This window comes from Kitasatospora sp. Ki12 (genome assembly GCF_054601375.1).
In genome coordinates, this window is sequence record NZ_BAAIHT010000001.1 from 2,257,768 (window position 1) to 2,276,465 (window position 18,698).

Annotated in this window: 17 protein-coding genes; 9 read left to right on the forward strand and 8 right to left on the reverse strand. The window is 70.9% G+C overall.

Annotated features, from left to right (window positions below; genetic code table 11):
* Nucleotides 1–24: 24 nt before the first annotated feature.
* Nucleotides 25–1,761 carry an acyl-CoA dehydrogenase family protein gene (locus ACYP53_RS09865; protein ID WP_459647186.1) on the reverse strand — a complete coding sequence of 579 codons (1,737 nt, stop codon included), beginning with the start codon at nt 1,759–1,761 and terminating at the stop codon, nt 25–27.
* 203 nt (nt 1,762–1,964) lie between these two features.
* On the opposite strand from ACYP53_RS09865, the gene ACYP53_RS09870 reads away from it, so the two are divergent.
* Nucleotides 1,965–2,981, forward strand: a complete 1,017-nt coding sequence (locus ACYP53_RS09870) for a ferritin-like domain-containing protein (RefSeq protein WP_189913058.1) — start codon at nt 1,965–1,967, stop codon at nt 2,979–2,981.
* Between the two features lie 91 nt (nt 2,982–3,072).
* Nucleotides 3,073–4,332 carry a beta-ketoacyl-[acyl-carrier-protein] synthase family protein gene (locus tag ACYP53_RS09875; RefSeq protein WP_189913057.1) on the forward strand — a complete coding sequence of 420 codons (1,260 nt, stop codon included), beginning with the start codon at nt 3,073–3,075 and terminating at the stop codon, nt 4,330–4,332.
* A gap of 110 nt (nt 4,333–4,442) precedes the next feature.
* Here ACYP53_RS09875 and ACYP53_RS09880 read toward each other — a convergent pair whose 3' ends face one another.
* Nucleotides 4,443–4,778, reverse strand: coding sequence for an acyl carrier protein (locus ACYP53_RS09880; protein WP_189913056.1), 336 nt, complete (start codon nt 4,776–4,778; stop codon nt 4,443–4,445).
* 159 nt (nt 4,779–4,937) lie between these two features.
* Here ACYP53_RS09880 and ACYP53_RS09885 point away from each other — a divergent pair, with 159 nt between their 5' ends.
* Nucleotides 4,938–5,723: a thioesterase II family protein gene (locus ACYP53_RS09885; protein ID WP_189913055.1), complete on the forward strand. Its 786-nt coding sequence runs from the start codon at nt 4,938–4,940 to the stop codon at nt 5,721–5,723.
* A gap of 18 nt (nt 5,724–5,741) precedes the next feature.
* A complete protein-coding gene (locus ACYP53_RS09890) occupies nt 5,742–6,317 on the forward strand; it encodes a hypothetical protein (protein ID WP_459647187.1) in 576 nt (191 codons plus the stop codon).
* Between the two features lie 82 nt (nt 6,318–6,399).
* Here the strand turns inward: ACYP53_RS09890 and ACYP53_RS09895 are convergent, their stop codons facing one another.
* The 3 genes from ACYP53_RS09895 to ACYP53_RS09905 all read right to left on the reverse strand — a co-directional run bounded on the left by ACYP53_RS09895 (nt 6,400) and on the right by ACYP53_RS09905 (nt 10,164).
* Entirely contained in the window at nt 6,400–7,413 is a 1,014-nt protein-coding gene (locus ACYP53_RS09895) for a methyltransferase domain-containing protein (protein WP_189913053.1), read from the reverse strand.
* 67 nt (nt 7,414–7,480) lie between these two features.
* Nucleotides 7,481–8,650 carry a class I SAM-dependent methyltransferase gene (locus tag ACYP53_RS09900; RefSeq protein WP_189913052.1) on the reverse strand — a complete coding sequence of 390 codons (1,170 nt, stop codon included), beginning with the start codon at nt 8,648–8,650 and terminating at the stop codon, nt 7,481–7,483.
* 209 nt (nt 8,651–8,859) lie between these two features.
* On the reverse strand, nt 8,860–10,164 hold the full coding sequence (locus ACYP53_RS09905; RefSeq protein ID WP_189913051.1) for a helix-turn-helix domain-containing protein: 1,305 nt from the start codon (nt 10,162–10,164) through the stop codon (nt 8,860–8,862).
* Between the two features lie 576 nt (nt 10,165–10,740).
* Between ACYP53_RS09905 and ACYP53_RS09910 the strand changes: the two genes are divergently transcribed.
* The gene (locus tag ACYP53_RS09910) at nt 10,741–11,193 is read left to right on the forward strand and encodes a GatB/YqeY domain-containing protein (protein ID WP_189913050.1); all 453 of its coding nucleotides are present in this window, start codon (nt 10,741–10,743) and stop codon (nt 11,191–11,193) included.
* A gap of 196 nt (nt 11,194–11,389) precedes the next feature.
* On the opposite strand, the gene ACYP53_RS09915 is transcribed toward ACYP53_RS09910, so the two are convergent.
* Nucleotides 11,390–13,663, reverse strand: coding sequence for a transglycosylase domain-containing protein (locus ACYP53_RS09915; RefSeq protein WP_459647188.1), 2,274 nt, complete (start codon nt 13,661–13,663; stop codon nt 11,390–11,392).
* A 501-nt stretch (nt 13,664–14,164) separates the two neighbouring features.
* Here ACYP53_RS09915 and ACYP53_RS09920 point away from each other — a divergent pair.
* Nucleotides 14,165–14,488: a WhiB family transcriptional regulator gene (locus ACYP53_RS09920; protein ID WP_033333275.1), complete on the forward strand. Its 324-nt coding sequence runs from the start codon at nt 14,165–14,167 to the stop codon at nt 14,486–14,488.
* Between the two features lie 179 nt (nt 14,489–14,667).
* Here ACYP53_RS09920 and ACYP53_RS09925 read toward each other — a convergent pair whose 3' ends face one another.
* Complete coding sequence (locus tag ACYP53_RS09925) at nt 14,668–15,855, reverse strand: ArsA family ATPase (RefSeq protein ID WP_189913048.1); 1,188 nt, start codon at nt 15,853–15,855, stop codon at nt 14,668–14,670.
* Complete coding sequence (locus tag ACYP53_RS09930) at nt 15,852–16,925, reverse strand: ArsA-related P-loop ATPase (RefSeq protein WP_459647189.1); 1,074 nt, start codon at nt 16,923–16,925, stop codon at nt 15,852–15,854. The genes ACYP53_RS09925 and ACYP53_RS09930 overlap by 4 nt, the downstream gene beginning before the upstream one ends.
* 212 nt (nt 16,926–17,137) lie before the next feature.
* Between ACYP53_RS09930 and ACYP53_RS09935 the strand changes: the two genes are divergently transcribed.
* The 3 genes from ACYP53_RS09935 (at nt 17,138) to ACYP53_RS09945 (ending at nt 18,690) form a co-directional block, all read left to right on the forward strand.
* A complete protein-coding gene (locus ACYP53_RS09935; RefSeq protein WP_094743074.1) occupies nt 17,138–17,296 on the forward strand; it encodes a DUF4177 domain-containing protein in 159 nt (52 codons plus the stop codon).
* The gene (locus ACYP53_RS09940) at nt 17,293–17,760 is read left to right on the forward strand and encodes a RidA family protein (protein WP_391551364.1); all 468 of its coding nucleotides are present in this window, start codon (nt 17,293–17,295) and stop codon (nt 17,758–17,760) included. Before ACYP53_RS09935 ends, ACYP53_RS09940 begins: the two co-directional genes overlap by 4 nt.
* A 63-nt stretch (nt 17,761–17,823) precedes the next feature.
* Nucleotides 17,824–18,690 carry an NUDIX hydrolase gene (locus ACYP53_RS09945; RefSeq protein WP_459647190.1) on the forward strand — a complete coding sequence of 289 codons (867 nt, stop codon included), beginning with the start codon at nt 17,824–17,826 and terminating at the stop codon, nt 18,688–18,690.
* Nucleotides 18,691–18,698 lie beyond the last annotated feature (8 nt).

Sequence of the window (18,698 nt, forward strand, 5' to 3'; positions counted from 1 at the left end):
GCCGCCTCCATGCGCTTCCGGGGGTCAGCCCTGCGCGCCGCTCTCCAGCACCGCCTCCAGGCCGAAGTACCGGCGGCTGACCCGGCAGTCCTCCATGACGGCCTCCAGCCCCGGCAGGTAGGCCTCCCGCTCGTCCAGCACGACGTCCCGGTCCAGGCGCTGCAGCAGCCGCCGGAGCACCAGGACGAGCCAGCCCGCGTCCGGCGCGGTGCCCCGGTTGTGCAGCCAGACGTGCACGCAGGAGGCGGCGGCGTGGAAGACGCAGTGGTCCTCCGCGGTGCGCGAGCCGGCCACCGAGGCGGCCTCGATGCCGTGCTCCGCGATCCGCCCGTACAGCGCGGTCCGGCGGCGGTCCAGTTCGGCCACCACCTCGGCCAGGTCGCGGTCCTGGCCGGGCGGGCACTCGGCCGTGGCCACCTCGGCCAGCCGCTCCACCGCGGTGCGCCAGCCCCGGGTGATCTCGTCCTGCCCGTTGGTCGACAGCGCCAGCCTGTTGCCGTCGGGCTCCCAGACCGGGGCCTCGGCGGAGAGGTCGAACAGCCGGGCTAGCAGCTCCTCGGAGCCCTCGGCGGCCCGGTCGGCGAGCGGGGCGAGCGCGGCCAGCTGGGTCGCGATGTTGAACAGGTTGACGTGGGTGGTGCCCTCGAAGATCGAGGTGATGCAGTGGTCCCGGCGGATCTTCTGGAAGGCGCCGGAGGCGACCAGCTCGCGCAGGTAGCTGCGCGCCGCGAGCACCTTGGACATCTGCTCCAGGGTCTCCTCGCCGATCACCGGCACCAGGTACTTGACCACCGAGGACCAGAGCGCCAGCCGGGCCGGGGCGACGGTCAGCGCCCGGGCCACCGGGATCGCCACGCAGTCGGAGATCAGCAGGTCCAGGTGCGCGTCGACGAGGTGCTGGCGGACCACCGGGAGGCGGTAGATCTCGGCGCCGTACAGCCGGCGCTCGTGCGCGTAGTCCAGCCCGATCCGCAGCGCCGCGTCCATGCTGCCGAGGGACATGCCGCCGATCGCGGTGCGGGTGATCTGCAGGGTGCGGACGGTGTCGATCATCGCGCGGCCGGGCCGTCCGATGACCGCGCCGTCGGCGGGCACCCGGGAGCCGGTGAATCGGACGCCGCTGACGTCGTGGCCGCGCAGGCCGAGGGCCCGGACGATCGGCTTGGGCTCGACGCTCTCCGGGTCCAGCTCCCGCTTGTCGACCAGCAGCAGCATCGGGCCGCGCGGGCCCTGGGCCAGCACGGTGTAGAAGCGGGCCCGGTTGCCGTTGCCGACCGGCCACTTCTCGCCGTCCAGGACGTAGTGCCCGCCGTCGAGGACGGCGGTGGTGGCGGTGGTGGTCAGGTCGCTGCCGACCTCCGCCTCGGAGATGCCGAAGCACAGCTTGTCCCCGGAGGTCACCGCCTCGGCGATCCGCTTGCGCTGCTCGGGCGTCCCCCAGAGCCACACCGGCTGGCAGCCGAGCATGCTGGAGCCGAACATCACCGCCATGGTCAGGTTGCGGCGCGCCAGCGAGCGGGTCACCGCCAGCACGGACTCCAGGTTGAGCATCCGCCCGCCGGCCACCGCCGGGACGAGCCGCTCGGGCAGTCCCCAGTCCAGGAGCAGCCGCTCCGCGCCCGGCGGGACCTCGTCGAGTTCCTCGTGCCGCACGACCTCGGCGAAGGAGAACGGTCCGGACGGCGCCAGCGGATCGCCCAGCAGGCCCTCCAGCTCGGCGGTCAGGCTCCGGGTCGGACGGGGAACGGAATTCGGCTCCATACGGCTGGCTCCTGTGCACGGGAATACGGAACGCCCGACGGTGTTCCGGTGCAGTGTCGCCAGGTGGCCTTCCGTCGTCCCAGGCAGGGGCGCAGGCAACTCATCATGCCTGCAAGTTGCCCAGTGAGTGCCTCGTTATTCGCGGGCGTTCCGTCCGAGAGTATCCGTGTGGCAGTACGTCAATCCAAAGGGGCCCGGCGGCGATGAATACCGAAATCCACGGCGAACGGGAAACCGTGCTGTTCACCCTGGACAAGACCAGGGAGAGTCTGATGGAGGTCGACGCCGGGTTCAAGGCAAATCTCAACTGGAACTACGGCGAGCGCAACAATCGGCTCTGGGCGCTCTACGAGAAGAGCAAGATCGCGCAGTGGAACGCCGCGACCGATATCGACTGGAACCACGAGGTCCGGTTCGGCGCGCAGTTGGACGAGGGGCAGAGCACCGGTCTGCAGAACTTCCGCGGTGCGGGCAGCCCGGTTCCCGAGGAACTGATCAACCAGTTCCGCTGGGAGTACCTCTCCTGGATGATCAGTCAGTTCCTGCACGGTGAACAGGGCGCGCTGGTGACCACCGCCCGGCTGGTGGAGACCGTGCCCGACATGGAGGCCAAGATCTACGCGGCCGCCCAGGTCGCCGACGAGGCGCGGCACGTCGAGGCGTACGCCAAGTACATCGACGAGAAGCTGGGCAACTCCTACCCGATCAACCCGGGCCTCAAGTCGCTGCTGCGCGACCTGCTCTCGGAGTCCGACTGGGACATCGTCTACCTCGGCATGCAGGTCATCGTCGAGGGCCTCGCGCTGGCGGCGACCCGGCTGGCGGGCACCGGCTTCGGCGAGCCGATCATCACCCAGATCACCCGGATGATCGCCCGCGACGAGGCCCGGCACATCGGCTTCGGCGTGGTCTCGCTCACCGGCATGTACGAGCAGATGAACAGCAAGGAGCGCGCCGAGCGCGAGGAGTTCCTGCTGGAGTCGATCTTCCTGATGTCCCGCCGCTTCCTGCTGCGCGAGGTGTGGGAGCGCATGGAGCTGGACGTCGAGCGCGGCATCACCTTCGCGATGAACGACCCGATGATGTTCGGCTACCGCCAGCTGCTGTTCCAGCAGGTGATCCACATCCTGCGCCAGGTCGGCCTGCTCAGCCCGAAGCTGCGCGACCTCTTCCTCAGCGAGCACCTGGCCAAGCCGGAGGCCTTCGTCGGCGTCAACTGACCGCCGGGCGACCGCACCCCCGTCACTCGAACGAAGCGAACGACAGAACGAAGCGAACGACAGAACGACGAGAACGAATCGGAGGAGCCGCGTGCCTGCGCAGCGCGACGACGTCGTCATCACCGGGCTCGGCGCCACCACGCCGTTGGGCGGCGACGCCGGGTCCACCTGGAAGGCACTGCTCGACGGGGTCTCGGCGGCGGTCGCGATCGCCGACCCCTGGGCCGCGGACCTGCCGGTGCGGATCGCGGCCCCGGCCGCCGTGGAGCCGGCCCCGCTGATCGACCGGGTCCAGGCCCGGCGCACCGACCGTTCCGCCCAGTTCGCCCTGCTGGCCCAGCGCGAGGCCTGGCTGGACGCGGGCTTCGGCGCGGCCGCGGGCGCGCCGGGGCACCCGGAGTCCGAGCGCCTCGCGGTGGTCATCGGCAGCGGCATCGGCGGCCTGAGCACCCTGCTGCCGGCCCACGACCTGATCCGGGCCGGGGACACCCGCCGGGTCTCGCCGTTCACCCTGCCGATGCTGATGAACAACGCCGCGGCGGCGCTGTGCGCGCTGGAGCTGAACGCCACGGCGGTGGCCCACGCGCCGTCGACGGCCTGCGCGGCGGGCGCCGACGCCATCGCGGCCGCACTGGACCTGATCCGGCTGGGCCGGGCCGACGTGGTGGTGGCCGGCGGCACGGAGGCGGTCATCAACCCGATGGCGATCACCGCCTTCGCGGCGATGAAGGCGCTGTCCCGCAACAACGACGCCCCGGCCTGCGCCTCCCGGCCCTTCGACAAGAAGCGGGACGGCTTCGTCCTGGGCGAGGGCGCGGCGGTGCTGGTCCTGGAGTCCGGCGCGCACGCCCGTCGGCGCGGCGCCCGGATCTACGCCGAGCTGGCCGGGGCCGGGGCGAGCGTCGACGCCCACCACATCACCCGCCCGCACCCGGACGGCGAGGGGATGGCGCGGGCCATCCGGCGGGCGCTCACGGACGGCGGGGTCGAGCCGGCGGAGGTCGGCCACGTCAGCGCGCACGCCTCCTCCACCTCGGTGGGCGACGCGGCCGAGGCGCTGGCGATCCGGGCCGCGCTCGGCGGCGTCCGGCCGGCCGTGTCGGCCGTGAAGTCCTCCGCCGGGCACCTGATCGGCGCCTCCGGTTCGCTGGCCGCGGCGATGACCGTCCTGGCCCTGCACCACCGCACCGCTCCGCCCACCATCAACGTGGACGACCTGGACGACGCGATCGACCTGGACGTGGTCCGGCTCGCGCCCCGGCCGCTGCCCGCCGGGCCGCTGGCGGCGCTCACCCAGAGCGCGGGCTTCGGCGGGCACAACACCGTGCTGGCCTTCCGCGCCGGGGCGTGAGCCCGCTCCTCCTCCTGCCCGTGCTCACGGGTCCGCCCCCGCGCCAGGTCGGTTCCTGGCCCGGGGGCGGTGGCGTAGCGGCGTGAGGAGGGCGGGGCGGTGGCGCGAGGTCAGGACGCCGGCGGCCAGTCGCCGCCGAGCGGGACGACGATGGACTGCAGGTGGTCGACGGTCGGCAGGACGCCCTCGCCCTCGTCCAGGAGCTCCTGGACGAGCTCGGTGATCTCCTGGACGGTCTCCAGCGCGGAGGCGCGCTCCTGGGGGAGGCCGTCGAACTCGAAGACGTCCTCAAGGGTGAGACCCATCTGGACCATCGCGAGCGAGTGGTAGCCCAGCTCGCTGACGAGCTTGGTGTCCGGACCGATCCGGTCCTTCTTGGTCGGGGCGATGAGGTTGACCAGCTGGCTGATCACATCAGGGATCTGGGCGGAGGCGATGTCGGTCATACATGGATCGTCGCCGCGCCGGGGCCCGGCCTTCCAGGCATCGCCTCCGGCAACGACTCGGCAAGATCGAACGTTCGGTGACCGGACCGCCTCCGGGGGTGACGGCTTGCCGTCGGTTTGCCTGGAGAATGTTCCGGTCCGCCCCCTATGCTCGGTGTCATGGACACCGATGTGCCGGCGAAGTCATCGTCAACTCCCTGGATCGTCGGCCGCGTTGAGACCTCGGAGCGGCGGCTTCGGGTGATCTGCCTGCCGCAGGCCGGGGCCGGCGCGGGCGCCTTCGCCGGCTGGCGCGCCCATCTGCCGGCCGGGGTCGAGCTGGCACCGGTGGAGCTGCCCGGCCGCGGAACCCGCGCCGAGGAGCGGCTGCCCGACTCGCTGGCGGAGACGGCGGAGCAGCTGTTCGCCGCCCTCGCCGGGGAGTTCGACACCCCGTTCGTGCTCTTCGGCCACAGCCTGGGCGGACTGCTCGCCCATCAGGTCACGCTGCTCCTGGAGCGGCACGGCGGCCCGGCGCCGCTGGCGACCGTCGTGGCGGCCGCGCGCGCCCCGCACCGGCCGCCGGAGGCGAAGCTGTCCGAGCTGCGCGACGTCGAGCTGCTGCGCTGGCTGGTCGCACAGGACGCTGTCCCGCGCGAGCTCTTCAGGTACCCGGACTTCCTGCGCACCGTCCTGGCCGGGATCAGGAAGGACTTCACGCTGGCCGACGGCCACGTCCTGCCGGCCCCCTCCCCGGTGCGCACCCCGTTGCACGTCCTCGGCGGTTCCGAGGACTCCGTGGCGCCCGCCGAACACCTGCACCACTGGTCCGCATGTGCGGCGGGGGAGTACTCCCTGGCCGTCCTGGAGGGCGGCCACGACTTCCCGCGCACCACCCCGGCCGCCGTGCTGGCAGCGCTCAGAGGCGTTCTGCCACAAGGCACTTGGCCCGACCATCACCCTTAACACCACAGAGGTGGCTCAATGACGCTGTTGGCATCCTGGGGATCCCTGGCCGCTCAGCACTCGCCTTCGGACGACACGGTCTTCGCCGTTCTCAACGTGGCGTTCATCGTCCTCATCACGGCGATCGTCCTCGTCTCCCAGTTCAGTGTCCGCGACGTCAGAGCCCAGACCTTCCTGTGGGTCGCGATGCTCGTGCTGCGCGGGTTCCTGCCGCCCGGCCCCGCCGAGGCGAAGACGACGAGCGTCGTCTTCCTGGTCATCGGGCTGGCGTTCTCCCTGGTCTTCGGCTACTACCGCGGTCTGACGATGCCGATGTGGCGGGACCAGACCGGCCGGCTGCTGCGCAAGGGCGGCCGGACCACCGCCAAGCTGTGGGTGGCGAACCTGGCCGAGCGGCTGGTCGTCGGCGGCGTCGAAGTGGTCTTCTTCCACGGCCAGTTCAACGGCAACGGGGTCTGGCTGGGGGTCGGCGTCACGCTGGCCGTCCAGCAGGGCGTGATGATGCGGCGCGCTCCCGGCATCACCGAGGTGCGGCCCACCGGCCCGGGCCACACCATGCCCGCGGTCGCGGAGAGCGACTCGGGAGCCAAGTAGGCACCAAGTGACGGCCAGTCAATTCCATTGAGAAGACGAAGAAGTGCTCCGGGGTGATCAGTCCCGGAGCACTTCGGTGTCATCAGTCGGCGAGCGGCTCGAGCTCGAAGATCACGCTGTCCGCCGGGGTCACCACGCGGTGCGCCTCGACCAGGCGCCAGCCACCCTCCTCGAACACCCCGTTCCACTCCTCCAGGGTCGGCAGGTAGGCACCCATCATGCGGTGCGCGACCTCGAAGCCCAGGGTGAAGACCGGGATCTCGGAGTCCGGGATGTCCGTGGTCATCGCGGTGTCGCCGAGCAGGAAGCGCTTGACGTTCGGGAACGCCTTGCGCAGCCCGCGCAGGGAGGCGATGCAGTTCTCCCGCGGCCAGAAGTCGTGGCCCATCAGGAAGGAGGTCAGGAGGTCGACGTCGGCGAACTCCGGGTGCGGCTGCGGGTTGGTGGCGTCGTCCTTGACGAAGGACACCTTGCCCTCGAAGCCGGCCTCCTTGGTCGAGGCCCGGGCCACGCCCAGCGCGCCCTCGGCGATGTCGATGCCGAGGCCGGTCGCGTTCGGGTTCTCCCGCAGCACGCTGATGATGCGCTCGCCGCTGCCGCAGCCGAGGTCGGCGATCTTGCTGAACTCGCCGACCGAGCCGAGGGCCTTCTTGAACACCGGGTCGAAGAAGTTGGCGTTGATGTCGCGGCAGGCGATCGCGATCGCGGCCGAGTCGCGGCGGTAGAAGCTGCCGACGCGGTTCTCGTTCTTCAGCACGGCCGGCATGTCGGCGAAGAGCGCCGCGCAGCCGCGGGACAGCCAGTGGTAGAACGCCTTGGCGCGGTACACCTCGGCGAAGTTGACGTCGGTGACGATCAGGGCGCCCTGCCGCTGGACGATACGGACGCTGGCCAGGGCCTGGAACATCCCCTCGACCGCGAACTGGTCGAGGTCGTTGCGTTCCGAGAACTCGGCGACGTCCAGCTTGTCCTGCTCCGCCAGCTCGTCGAGGGCTCCGACCTCCCAGGCGGCGCCGATCGCCGAGGAGGCGACGGTAGCGTTGAAGATGTCGGCGGCGGTCATTCTCGCCGCTCCGAGCACGAGGTTGTCGGTCATTTCCTTGTCCCCTCTAAGGAATGGAATCCGGCAGGCCGGACGGGAGGTCCGGCCGGGCTGGTGATGATCACGGGCGCCGGGCGAGCAGGATCCGGTGCATCGGGGTGTCGACCAGTGCGGTCCGCACCAGGCCGGCCCGGTCGAGCCATTGGTCGTAGTCCGCCAGGGAGAAGGAGTCCCCGCCGCCGGTGACGAGCATCGACGCGGCGAACAGCCGGAAGAAGCGGTTCTGGATCGACTGGTCGTCGGTCTCGTCGTCGACGATGTGGTCGACGATCGCGACCACGCCTCCCTGGCGCACCGCCTGCGCCGCCCGTCGCATGAGCTCCTCGGAGCCCTCCGCGGTCTGCAGGTGGAAGATGTTCACCAGCAGGACGAGGTCCTGGCCGGTGTTCCACTCCTCGGTGAAGAAGTCGCGCTCCACCGGTTCGAACCGCTCCCGCACGCCCAGCCGCTCCGCCTGCCCGCGGGCGATGGGAACGATCCGCGGGTGGTCCAGGCCGGTCGCCCGCAGTCCCCGGAAGCGCTGCAGGAGCAGCTGGCTGTAGATGCCGGTGCCGCAGCCGACGTCCAGCATGGACCGGTCGGCCTCGCCCTTCCAGCCCTCCTCCTCCGCCAGGAGGTTGGCCAGCGACTCGACGATCGGCGGCGCCCAGAAGTTGATGCCGCGGGCCACCTGCTCGTAGTCCTCGGCGGACAGCTGGTTGGCCTGGTAGCCGCCGTCCGCGCCGCGGGCGGGCCGCTTGACGTGGTCGGCGAGGTTGCGCCAGACGTCCCAGCCGATCGCCCGGTCGTAGCCGATCCGGCCGGCCAGGCTGTACAGGCCGCCGGGCAGCAGGCACTCGGCCATGCCGTCCACCAGCCGGTAGAGGTCCTCGCCGTCCTCGGCGCGGACCCGCTGGACGATCTCGTAGCAGTACAGGCCGTCGAGCAGCACCCGCAGGCCGTGCGCGTCGGCGTCCAGCCGGGCGGCGAGGTCGGTGGGGGTGGCCGGGCCGTCGGCCAGGGCGACGAAGACGCCGAGGTCGAACGCGGCCTCGATCATTCCGGGTGCGAACATCGCGATCAAGTGTTCGTAGACGCGGTGTGACGCCCGGACGACCGCGCTGTCCCGGGGATCGCCGATCAGTTTCGAGCCGTCGACCAGCGGCGCCACGCCGGTGTCCGGCTGCGGAGTGAATTCGTCCGACGTTTCATCGGTTCTGGTGTCGTGGGCGGAGGAGTCTATCGTGGTCATCGATCCCCATTTGCGCTCAAGGCATTTCGCCGGGCGGTGCTGAATTTTCCGCAGGGTGTTTCCCGAATGGCCTGGGCGTGAACGGCCGATTTCGATCGGACGGCAGCCCCACGGCCGGGCCGTGCCCGGAACCGTATCCGGGCACGGCAGAGCGGCCGGCGTGGACGGAAAACGCCCCGACGAGCGGACGGTGTGAGTGTGTGCCGGCCTCAGGCCGGAATGGCGTTGACGTACTCGCGCATCATCCGGGGGACCCGGTACGCGTACTGGTGGCCACGTTTCACCTGGACGACCGAGAAATCGACGAGATCGGCCAGCACATCGATATTGCGGGAGGGCTCCCGGCCGTCGACCGGTTCCTGCCGGACATCGTCGATGGAGAATTCATCGGGAAAGCGGGAGAGCTGTCTGAGGGCTCGGCGCTGCCGGTCGTCGAGGAGTCCGTAGGCCCAGGCGAGGCTGCGGTGCAGCGAGCGGTGGTGGGACAGCCCGCCCACCTCGTCCTGGCCCAGGATGGGCAGCACCTGGCACTCGTCCACCAGGACGTGCAGCGGCACCGAGCGCATCCGGAAGGCCGCGTTCTCGATGGCCAGCGCGAGGCCGCCCAGCCGCCGGCAGAGTTCGACCACCTGCGGCATCTGGTCGCCGAGGTCCAGCGTCGGTACGACGGAGTGCACCCGGCGGCAGAACAGCTCGGCGGCGGGCGGGCAGCCGTAGCTCCCCTCCGGGTAGTCGACCGACAGCGGCGACACCTCCCACAGGTCCGCCGGGATGGAGGCCGGCGCCCGCAGCGAGGTGATCAGGATGTGCAGCGCCGGATGGCGGTCGAGCAACATCCTGACCTGCCTGGTCACCGCGCCGATGACGTGCTCGGCGTTGTCGATGACGACCATCATCTGCAGCTCGGGATTGGTCCTCGGGTCCCGGTCGTAGCCGTGCAGCAGGGTGTCGAGCGAGCGCTGCACCTCCGCCGAGGCCGCGGCCGCGTCGACGCTCTCGGGAGTGACCGAGCCGAGCTCCAGGACCACCACGCCGTCGCGGAAGCGGTCCAGCAGGTGGGCGGCCGAGTCGAGGGCCAGCCGGGTCTTGCCGACGCCGGCGGGCCCGGTGAGCACCAGCGGCCGCCCGGGCCGGAGGGTGGTCACCACGTGCAGCAGGTCGGCCTGGCGCCCGACGGTGATGTCCGTCTTGGGGCGCAGCCCCTGCCAGCGGGCGTTGTCCGGAACCTCGACGACGTTGGTCAGCAGACCGGGTTCCAGCCGGGAGGACAGCATCCCGGTCGGGGTTCCCGCATTGGCGACGTGGGATATCAGGGTGTCCTGGCTGGTCGCCGCGGAGAGCAGGGCGCCGACCAGGAGTTCCACGGAGCTGCGCCGCGGATTCTTGATCGCGCCGGTTTCCAGATTCCTAATGGTCCGAACACTGACATTGGAATGCTCGGCTAACTGTTCCTGACTCCAGCCGACCATCTTCCGTTGGGTTACTAACATGGAGCGAAGCTGATTGTTGTCCATTCCCCCGCGCTTCCTGCTGTTGTGAGCAGAATCCAAGTCAGAACTTAACACGCCGACGCGCGGCGCCAATCACTCCAGAAAGATCATTACTGTCCGCGCGGTCTTGTCCGGAGCCTCCGGGAGAGTGCTCGTGCCGGCGCGGTCCGCGATGTGTCAGAACCGTGGAAAAATGAGTTGGGGACGTGGTGGTGGTATGTCGCTGCTGCTCGGGAGCGGTCTTTGTCGGTGAGGTGACCACAGCCCGTAAGGCTACTCAAGCTACATGCGAACGAGTGTACTACGCGGACTATTTCTGCGAACCTGCCGCTCTGTTCGATTTGCCCCTTTTGACACCGGCAACTCCACGGTGCTTCCGGCAATATCCGGCTGTTCTGCCGAGAGTATGCGGGCATTCTCGGCCATGTTGGCCGGATCCTACGGCCCCTTCCCGGCCGTGATCGCCCACCGGGCTGACGCGTGGCCGTTCGGCGGTCCGGCGCTCTTGACACGGCATACTCGTTCACCTGCGCTAACCGCAGCGGATACCCGGTGGAAACCTGGTTGAGTCCATCCATGGCCGAAGGATAAGAAGAGGAAATGACAACGCTCAAGGAGCAACTGCACGAGGACCTCACGGCTGCGATCAGGGTCCGGGACGAGCTGCGCGCGTCCACCATCCGGCTCACGCTGGCCGCCGTCACCAGCGAGGAGGTGGCGGGCAAGCAGAAGCGCGAGCTGTCCGACGCCGAGGTGCTGAAGGTGATCGGCCGCGAGGCGAAGAAGCGCCGGGAGGCCGCCGAGGCCTTCGACACGGCCGGCCGCACCGAGCAGGCCGCCCGGGAGCGGGCCGAGGGCGAGCTGCTCGCGACCTACCTCCCCAAGCAGCTCTCGGACGAGGAGCTGGCCGCGATCGTCGCGGCCGCCGTGGCCGAGAGCGGGGCGACCGGCCCGCAGGGCATGGGTGCCGTGATGAAGCTGGTGAAGCCGCAGGTGGAGGGTCTGGCCGAGGGCGGCCGGGTCGCCGCCGCCGTCAAGGCCGCGCTGTCCTGAGCGACGGTGCGCGGGTGCGTCGGCGTGATCCGGCTCTGGCCGGAATCGAGCGGCGCTCCAGCCAACGGTGAATGGCGCGCCGGGTTCTGACCGTCCGTCACCCCGGCAAAACGGCGAAGGGGCGTCCTCCGAATCGGAGGACGCCCCTTCACTACTGTTCCCCTACTGTTCCGCGGGTCCGGCCCCGGCGGTTCGGTCAGCCGTTGCCGCCGCCGTGCTTTCCGCCGTTGCCGCCGCCGATCATGCCCGGCGGGAAGGTGAACCCGCCGCCGATCATCCCGCCGGGGTTGCCGCCGCCCCCGGGGTTGCCGCCTCCGCCGGGGTTGCCGCCGCCCTGCTGCGGCGGCGGGGGGTTGCCGCCGGGCGGGGTGTTCGGGTCGGCCGGCGGGGTGGCGCCCGCGGGCGGGGTGGCCGGCTGCGGGTCCGGGATGTCGACGGTCTGGATCGGCTCCATCGGCGTGCCCTTGAGGGCCTCGTTCATCGCCAGCTGCCAGATCGGGCCGGGGCCGTCGGCGCCGAAGACCTCGTCGAAGTGCTTGCCGCCGATGTTGATGTTCTTCATCTTCACGCCGCCGGCCGGACCGCCGAGCCAGACGGAGGTGGCCAGCGACGGGGTGTAGCCGCTGAACCAGGCGGCCTTCTTCTCGTCGGTGGTACCGGTCTTGCCGGCGATCTTGCGGCCGCCGTCCAGGCCGAGCGCGGCCGCGGTGCCCTTCTCGGTCACGTTCAGCAGGACGGTGTTGAGCTTGTCCGCGGTGTCCTCGGAGAAGGCCTGGCTGCACTGGGTCTGCGGGACCGGCAGCTCCTTGCCGTCCACCGTGCTGATCTTGTTGATCGCGACCGGGGTGCAGTACTTGCCACGCGCGGCGAAGGTCGCGTAGACGTTCGCCATGGTCAGCGGGGAGAGCTCCAGGGTGCCCAGGACCATCGAGGGCACCTCCTTGAAGGCGTCGCCCTTCGCGGACTGGGTGATGCCCAGCTTGTTCGCCATCTGCTTCATCGCGCAGAGGCCGACCTGCTGCTCCATCTGCACGAAGTAGGTGTTGACCGACAGCGCCATGGCCTGCTTGAGCTGGTACGGCCCGACTTCCTTCTCGGACTCGTTCTTCACCGTGGCCTTGCCCTCGCCGGGCGTCGGGACGTTCTTCCAGGTGCCCGAGCAGGTGGACATCTGCGGGTACTCGATCTTGTTCTCGGACGGGAACGGCTGGGTGGGCGCCATGCCCGACTCCAGCGCCGCCGCGGCCAGGATCGGCTTGAAGGTCGAGCCGGTCTGGAAGCCGTTGCCGCCGCCCATCGCGGCGTCCACGTTGAGGTTGACGACGGTCTGGTTCTTGTTCGGGTCCAGGCCGTACGGGCGGGTCTGGGCCATCGCCACGATCTTGCCGCTGCCCGGCTCCATCATGGTCGCGGCCGCCGACACCTGGTCGGTCACGTTGACCTTCTTGGTGACGGCGTTCTGGGCCGCGGCCTGCTTGTCCGGGTCCAGCGTGGTGTAGATGTTCAGGCCGCCGGTGTCCCAGAGCTTCTTGCGCTCCTCGGCGCTCTTGCCGAAGGACGGGTCCTGCTTCACCACGTGGCGGACGTAGTCGCAGAAGAAGCCCATGCCGGCCTTGGCGGTGATGCAGCCGTTCTGCGGGTCCTTGTAGGCGAGGCCCAGCGGGGCGGCCTTCGCCTCCTTGGCCTGCTCCGGGGTGATGTGCTTGTTCTCCAGCAGTTTGTCGATCACGACGTTGCGGCGCTTGACCGTGTTCTCGGGGTAGCGCACCGGGTCGTAGGACGACGGGTTCTGCACCATGCCGGCCAGCGTGGCGGCCTCGGCGACGGTCAGGTCCTTGTTGCTCTTGCTGAAGTAGCGCTGGGAGGCCGCTTCCACCCCGTAGGCCTGGTGGCCGTAGAAGGTGATGTTGAGGTAGTTGGTGAGGATCTGATCCTTGCTCAGGTCCTCCTCCAGCTTGATCGCGACCTTGAGCTCCTGGATCTTGCGGCCCAGGGTCTTGCGCTGGGCCTCCAGGACGGCCGCCTGGTCGTCGCCGGCCTTCTCCACGTTGACGTTCTTCACGTACTGCTGGGTCAGCGTCGAGGCGCCCTGGGAGGTGGTGCCGCTCTCGGCGTTCTTGCTGACCGCGCGGAGGATGCCCTTGAGGTCGACGGCGCCGTGCTCGTAGAAGCGGGCGTCCTCGATGTCCACCTGGGCGTGCCGCATGAAGGGCGACATCTGGTCGGCGGTGAGGACGGTGCGGTCGCGCTCGTAGACCTTGGCGATCAGGCCGCCCTTGGCGTCGAAGATCTGGGTCGCCTGGGTGAGCGGCGGGGTCTTGAAGTCGTCGGAGATGTTGTCGAAGCTCTCCGCCGTGTCCTTGGCGGTCAGCCCGATGGCGCCGACGGCGGGCAGGGCGAGGCCTGCCAGCAGGACTCCGGAGAGCACGCTGACGCCCAGGAACTTCACGCCGTTGCCGACGTGCTCCAACGGTGATCCGCCGGTCCTCCCGCGCGGAGCTCCGGTGTTGCCTGGGGGCTGGGGTGCCTGTGGGCGCTTCGGTGCCATGGGGAGAACCCTACGTCGCCGATTCCCGTACACGGCGGCAGGTGTTCGCCTAGGCTTGTCACAAGCTTGGTACAGCTTCGGTGCGTCAACATCACTCACTCTTGTGGGTGGGGAGAGTTGCCCGAATTGCAGGGGGATGTCCGGGTTTTGAGGCAGCTGGGGGCTGCTGTGCCCGTGTGAACGGTTGCGCTGCGTGATGACGCCTGTGGCGAGAGTACGGACTCCGCCCTTGGCAAGCCGCGCGACCTGCGATCACTCCAACGAGTGAGCTGACCGATACCCATAGTCCAATCGGGTCATTCGAGATTGAGCCCGAAGGGGCTGTTGCAAGCTGTCGTTCTTCCGTAACGTCCTCAACTGGCAACGGTGAATATGCCGTTGCCGCCGTGGGGGAGCCTCGATACGGGAGAGGACGGCGCCGGGATGGGCTGGGTTGACGACTGGAGTGCGCAGGCCGCCTGCCGCACGAGTGATCCGGACGAACTGTTCGTCCAGGGGGCGGCACAGAACCGCGCGAAGGCGGTGTGCAGCGGCTGCCCCGTGCGGACGGAGTGCCTCGCGGACGCCCTGGACAACCGGGTGGAGTTCGGGGTCTGGGGCGGGATGACGGAGCGCGAGCGCCGGGCGCTGCTGCGCCGCCGCCCGACGGTCATGTCGTGGCGGAGGCTGCTGGAGACGGCCCGCACCGAGTACGAGGAGTCCCTCGCGACCGGAGTGATACTGACGGACTACGCCCAGGCGGGCTGAGTCCGGGACGAACGGGCCGACCAGGCCGAAACGGCCGTACCGGGGGGTCCGGGCCGGATCGGCCCCGGGCGGGTGCCCTGCCGCACCGCCCGTGGCGCCCCTCGTCGTTCCCCGGCGCCCTGCGCCGGGTTTTCCCAGGCCGTGCCTTCCTACGCCGTGCTTTCCTGCGCCGTGCCTTCCTAGGCCGTGCCGCTGAGCCGGTCCCCGATGGCCCGCAGCCCCTCCAGGTCGTGCACGTCGCCCGGCAGCGCCGGCACCTCCACGATCGGCACGTCCGGGTAGACCGAGACGAAGCGGTCCCGGGTACGGCGCTCCCGCCCCAGGATCTGCATCCGCTCGGCGTGCAGCCGCAGCAGCCCGGCCGCGAGCAGCTCCGCCTCCGGCGAGGAGTGCTCCGAGCCGTTCTCCTCCAGCGCCTCGGCCGCCGCCAGCGCCCGCTCCGCGGTGAGCTGCGGGGCGCCCGTGCCGTGCACCCGGTTGAGCACCAGCCCGGCCAGCGGCATCCGGTCCGCGGCGAGCCGGTCCACGAAGTACGCCGCCTCGCGCAGCGCGTCCCGCTCCGGCGCGGCCACCACCAGGAACGCCGTGCCCGGCGCCTTGAGCAGCTGGTACGTGCGGTCGGCGCGCTCGCGGAAGCCGCCGAACATCGAGTCCATCGCGCTGACGAAGGTCTGCACGTCGGTGAGCAGCTGGGCGCCGAAGATCTTGCCCAGGGTGCCGGTGAGCAGGCCCATCCCTGCGTTCAGGAAGCGCATCGCGCTGCGCCCGCCGACCTTGGCCGGGGCGGTCAGGATCCGGATCACCCGGCCGTCCAGGAAGGAGCCGAGCCGGTTGGGCGCGTCCAGGAAGTCCAGCGCCGAGCGGGACGGCGGGGTGTCCACGACGATCAGGTCCCACTCCTCGGCGGCGCGCAGCTGCCCGAGCTTCTCCATCGCCATGTACTCCTGCGTGCCCGCGAAGCCGGCCGACAGGGACTGGTAGAACGGGTTCTCCATGATCATTCGGGCCCGTTCGGGCTCCGCGTGGGCCAGCACGACCTCGTCGAAGGTCCGCTTCATGTCCAGCATCATGGCCTGGAGCTCCCCGGCGCCGGTCACCCCCTTGACCACCCGGGGGGTGTTGTCGAGCTCGGTCAGGCCCATCGACTGGGCGAGCCGGCGGGCCGGGTCGATGGTCAGCACCACGACCTTGCGGCCGCGTTCGGCGGCCCGCAGGCCGATCGCGGCGGCGGTGGTGGTCTTGCCCACGCCGCCGGAGCCGCAGCAGACGACGATCCTGGTCCCCGGGTCGTCGATCAGCTCGTCCACGGCGAGCCGCTTCCCGGTGCTCCGCACCCCGCCGCCGGTGCTCGTGCCGTTGCCCGTCATGCCGCCCCCTGCCGCTTCAGCTCGCCCGCCAGCCGGTACAGCCCGCTGAGGTCCACGCCCTCGCCCAGCAGCGGCAGTTCGTACGTCGGCAGCCGCAGCTGCTGCAGGTCGGCGCGTTGCGCGCGCTCCAGCTCGACCCGCTCGGCGTGCTCCCTGGCCTGCTCCAGCAGCGGGTCGATCAGCGGCTCGACCGCCGCCCGGACCGTCTCCGGCTTGCGGGAGCGGCCCCCGAGCCCGGCCTCCCCGAGCGCCAGGGCGACCTCCTCCCGGTGGTCGCCGTGCACCGCGGCCACGGCCGCCGCGTCCAGCACCGGCGGCCGGACCATGTTGACCATCACCCCGCCCACCGGGAGCTTCGCCTCGCGCAGCTCGGCGATGCCGTCGACCGTCTCCTGCACCGGCATCTCCTCCAGCAGGGTGACCAGGTGCACCGCGGTCTCCGGCGACCTCAGCACCCGCATCACGGCCTGCGCCTGGGTGTGTATCGGGCCGATCCGGGCCAGCCCGGCGACCTCGGCGTTGACGTTCAGGAAGCGGGTCAGCCGCCCGGTCGGCGGCGCGTCCATCACCACCGCGTCGTAGCGCCGCCGGCCGTCCGGGTCCTTGCGCCGGGTCGCCTCGCAGGCCTTGCCGGTCAGCAGGACGTCCCGGACCCCGGGCGCGACGGTGGTGGCGAAGTCGACGAAGCCGACCTTCTGCAGCGCCTTGCCGGCCCGGCCGAGCTTGTAGAACATCTCCAGGTACTCGAGCAGCGCCTGCTCGGTGTCGATCGCCAGCGCGAAGACCTCGCCCGGGCCGCCCTCACCGGCCGGGAGCCCCAGCTGCCGGCGGGAGACCGAGGCGATCCGGCGCTCCTCGTACGGCAGCGCGGCGATGCCGAACAGCTCGGCGATGCCCTGCCGGCCCTCGACCTCGATCAGCAGCACGCGTCCGCCCTCGGCGGCGAGCGCCAGGGCCAGCGCGGCGGCCAGCGTGGTCTTCCCGGTGCCGCCCTTGCCGCTGACCACGTGCAGCCGGACGCCCTCCCAGTCGGGATCGCGCCGGTCCGCCTGGCCGGGGGTGCGTGCCACGCTCCGTCTCCGTCCGTCTCCGTCCTACGGGCGTCCCCTCCTGACGAGGGTGTCCCTCACCAGGGTGCCCTCCCGCGAGGGTAACCAGGGACCGCCCCGGATGCCCGGAGCGCCTGGGGTTACCAGACCGATCATGCCCTCTTTGTGCCCCACCTCACACGCCGCCTCCCGTGCGGCGCCGATCGCCCGGGCGGCTCGTCTAGAGTCTGGCCATGACCAAGTGGGAATACATGACGGCGCCCCTGCTCGTGCACGCCACCAAGCAGATCCTGGACAACTTCGGCGAGGACGGCTGGGAGCTCGTCCAGGTCGTGCCCGGCCCGAACCCGGAGCAGCTGGTGGCCTACTTCAAGCGGGAGAAGAACGCATGAGCGTCGTCGAGTCGAAGCTCGCGGAGCTGGGCCTGACCCTGCCGCCGGTGGCCGCCCCGGTCGCCGCGTACGTGCCGGCCCTGCAGTCCGGTGAGTTCGTGTTCACCTCCGGCCAGCTCCCGGTGGTCGGCGGCAAGCTGGTGAGCACCGGCAAGGTCGGCGCCGAGGTGTCCCCGGAGGAGGCCAAGGAGCTCGCGCAGACCTGCGCGCTGAACGCCCTGGCCGCCGTGAAGTCGGTGATCGGCGACCTCGACCGGATCGAGCGGGTCGTCAAGGTCGTCGGCTTCGTCGCCTCCGCCCCCGACTTCACCGGCCAGCCGGGCGTGATCAACGGCTGCAGCGAGCTGCTCGGCAAGGTGCTGGGCGCCGCGGGCGTGCACGCCCGCAGCGCGGTCGGCGTCGCGGTGCTGCCGCTGGACGCCCCGGTCGAGATCGAGCTCCAGGTGCGCGTCAAGCAGGCCTGAACGTGATCGCGGAGGCGGGGTAGGCCCTGGTCTACCCCGCCTCCGTGCGCTTAGCATCCGGGCATGGACCATCGAGCAACGACGCTCCCGATGCCGCCCGGCTGGCCCGCCCGGATCCGGGCGGTCGAGTCCGGCGTGCTGACCCCGCCGGTGCCCCGGCCCGCCGCCACCGTGGTACTGCTGCGCGACGCCGCCGACGGGCCGGAGGCCTACCTGCTGCGCCGGCGCACCTCGATGGCCTTCGCGGCCGGGATGTACGCCTACCCGGGCGGCGGGGTGGACCCGCGCGACGCCGAGGTCGAGACCGGCTGGGCCGGGCCCGCGCCCGAGGAGTGGGCGCACCGGCTCGGCGTGGACGCCCGGACGGCCCGGGCGGTGGTCTGCGCGGCGGTCCGCGAGACCTTCGAGGAGGCCGGCGTGCTGCTGGCCGGCCCGGACGCGGAGAGCGTCGCCGCGCCGCGTGACTGGTCCGCCGAGCGGGCCGCGCTGGAGGCGCACGAGCTGTCCTTCGCCGAGTTCCTGCGCGACCACGGCCTGGTGCTGCGCAGCGACCTGCTGGGCGGCTGGGCCCGCTGGGTCACCCCGGAGTTCGAGGAGCGCCGGTACGACACCTGGTTCTTCGTGGCGGCCCTGCCGTCCGGGCAGCGCGCGGCTCTGGAGGTCGGCGAGGCCGACCGGGTCGCCTGGCTGAGCCCGGCCGAGGCGGTCCGGGGCTACCAGGAGGGCCGGTTCGGCATGCTGCCGCCCACCGTGACGGTGCTCCGCGAGCTGTCGTCGGTCGGCAGCGCCGCCGAGGCGCTGGCCGCGGCCGCCGGCCGCCGGCTGGCACCGGTCCTGGGCCGGGCCGAGGTCCGCGGGGACCGCATGACGGTCCGCTGGCCCGGGTACGACGAACTGACCATCGACGGGGAGTTCCCCGAGAACCCCTGACCCACCCG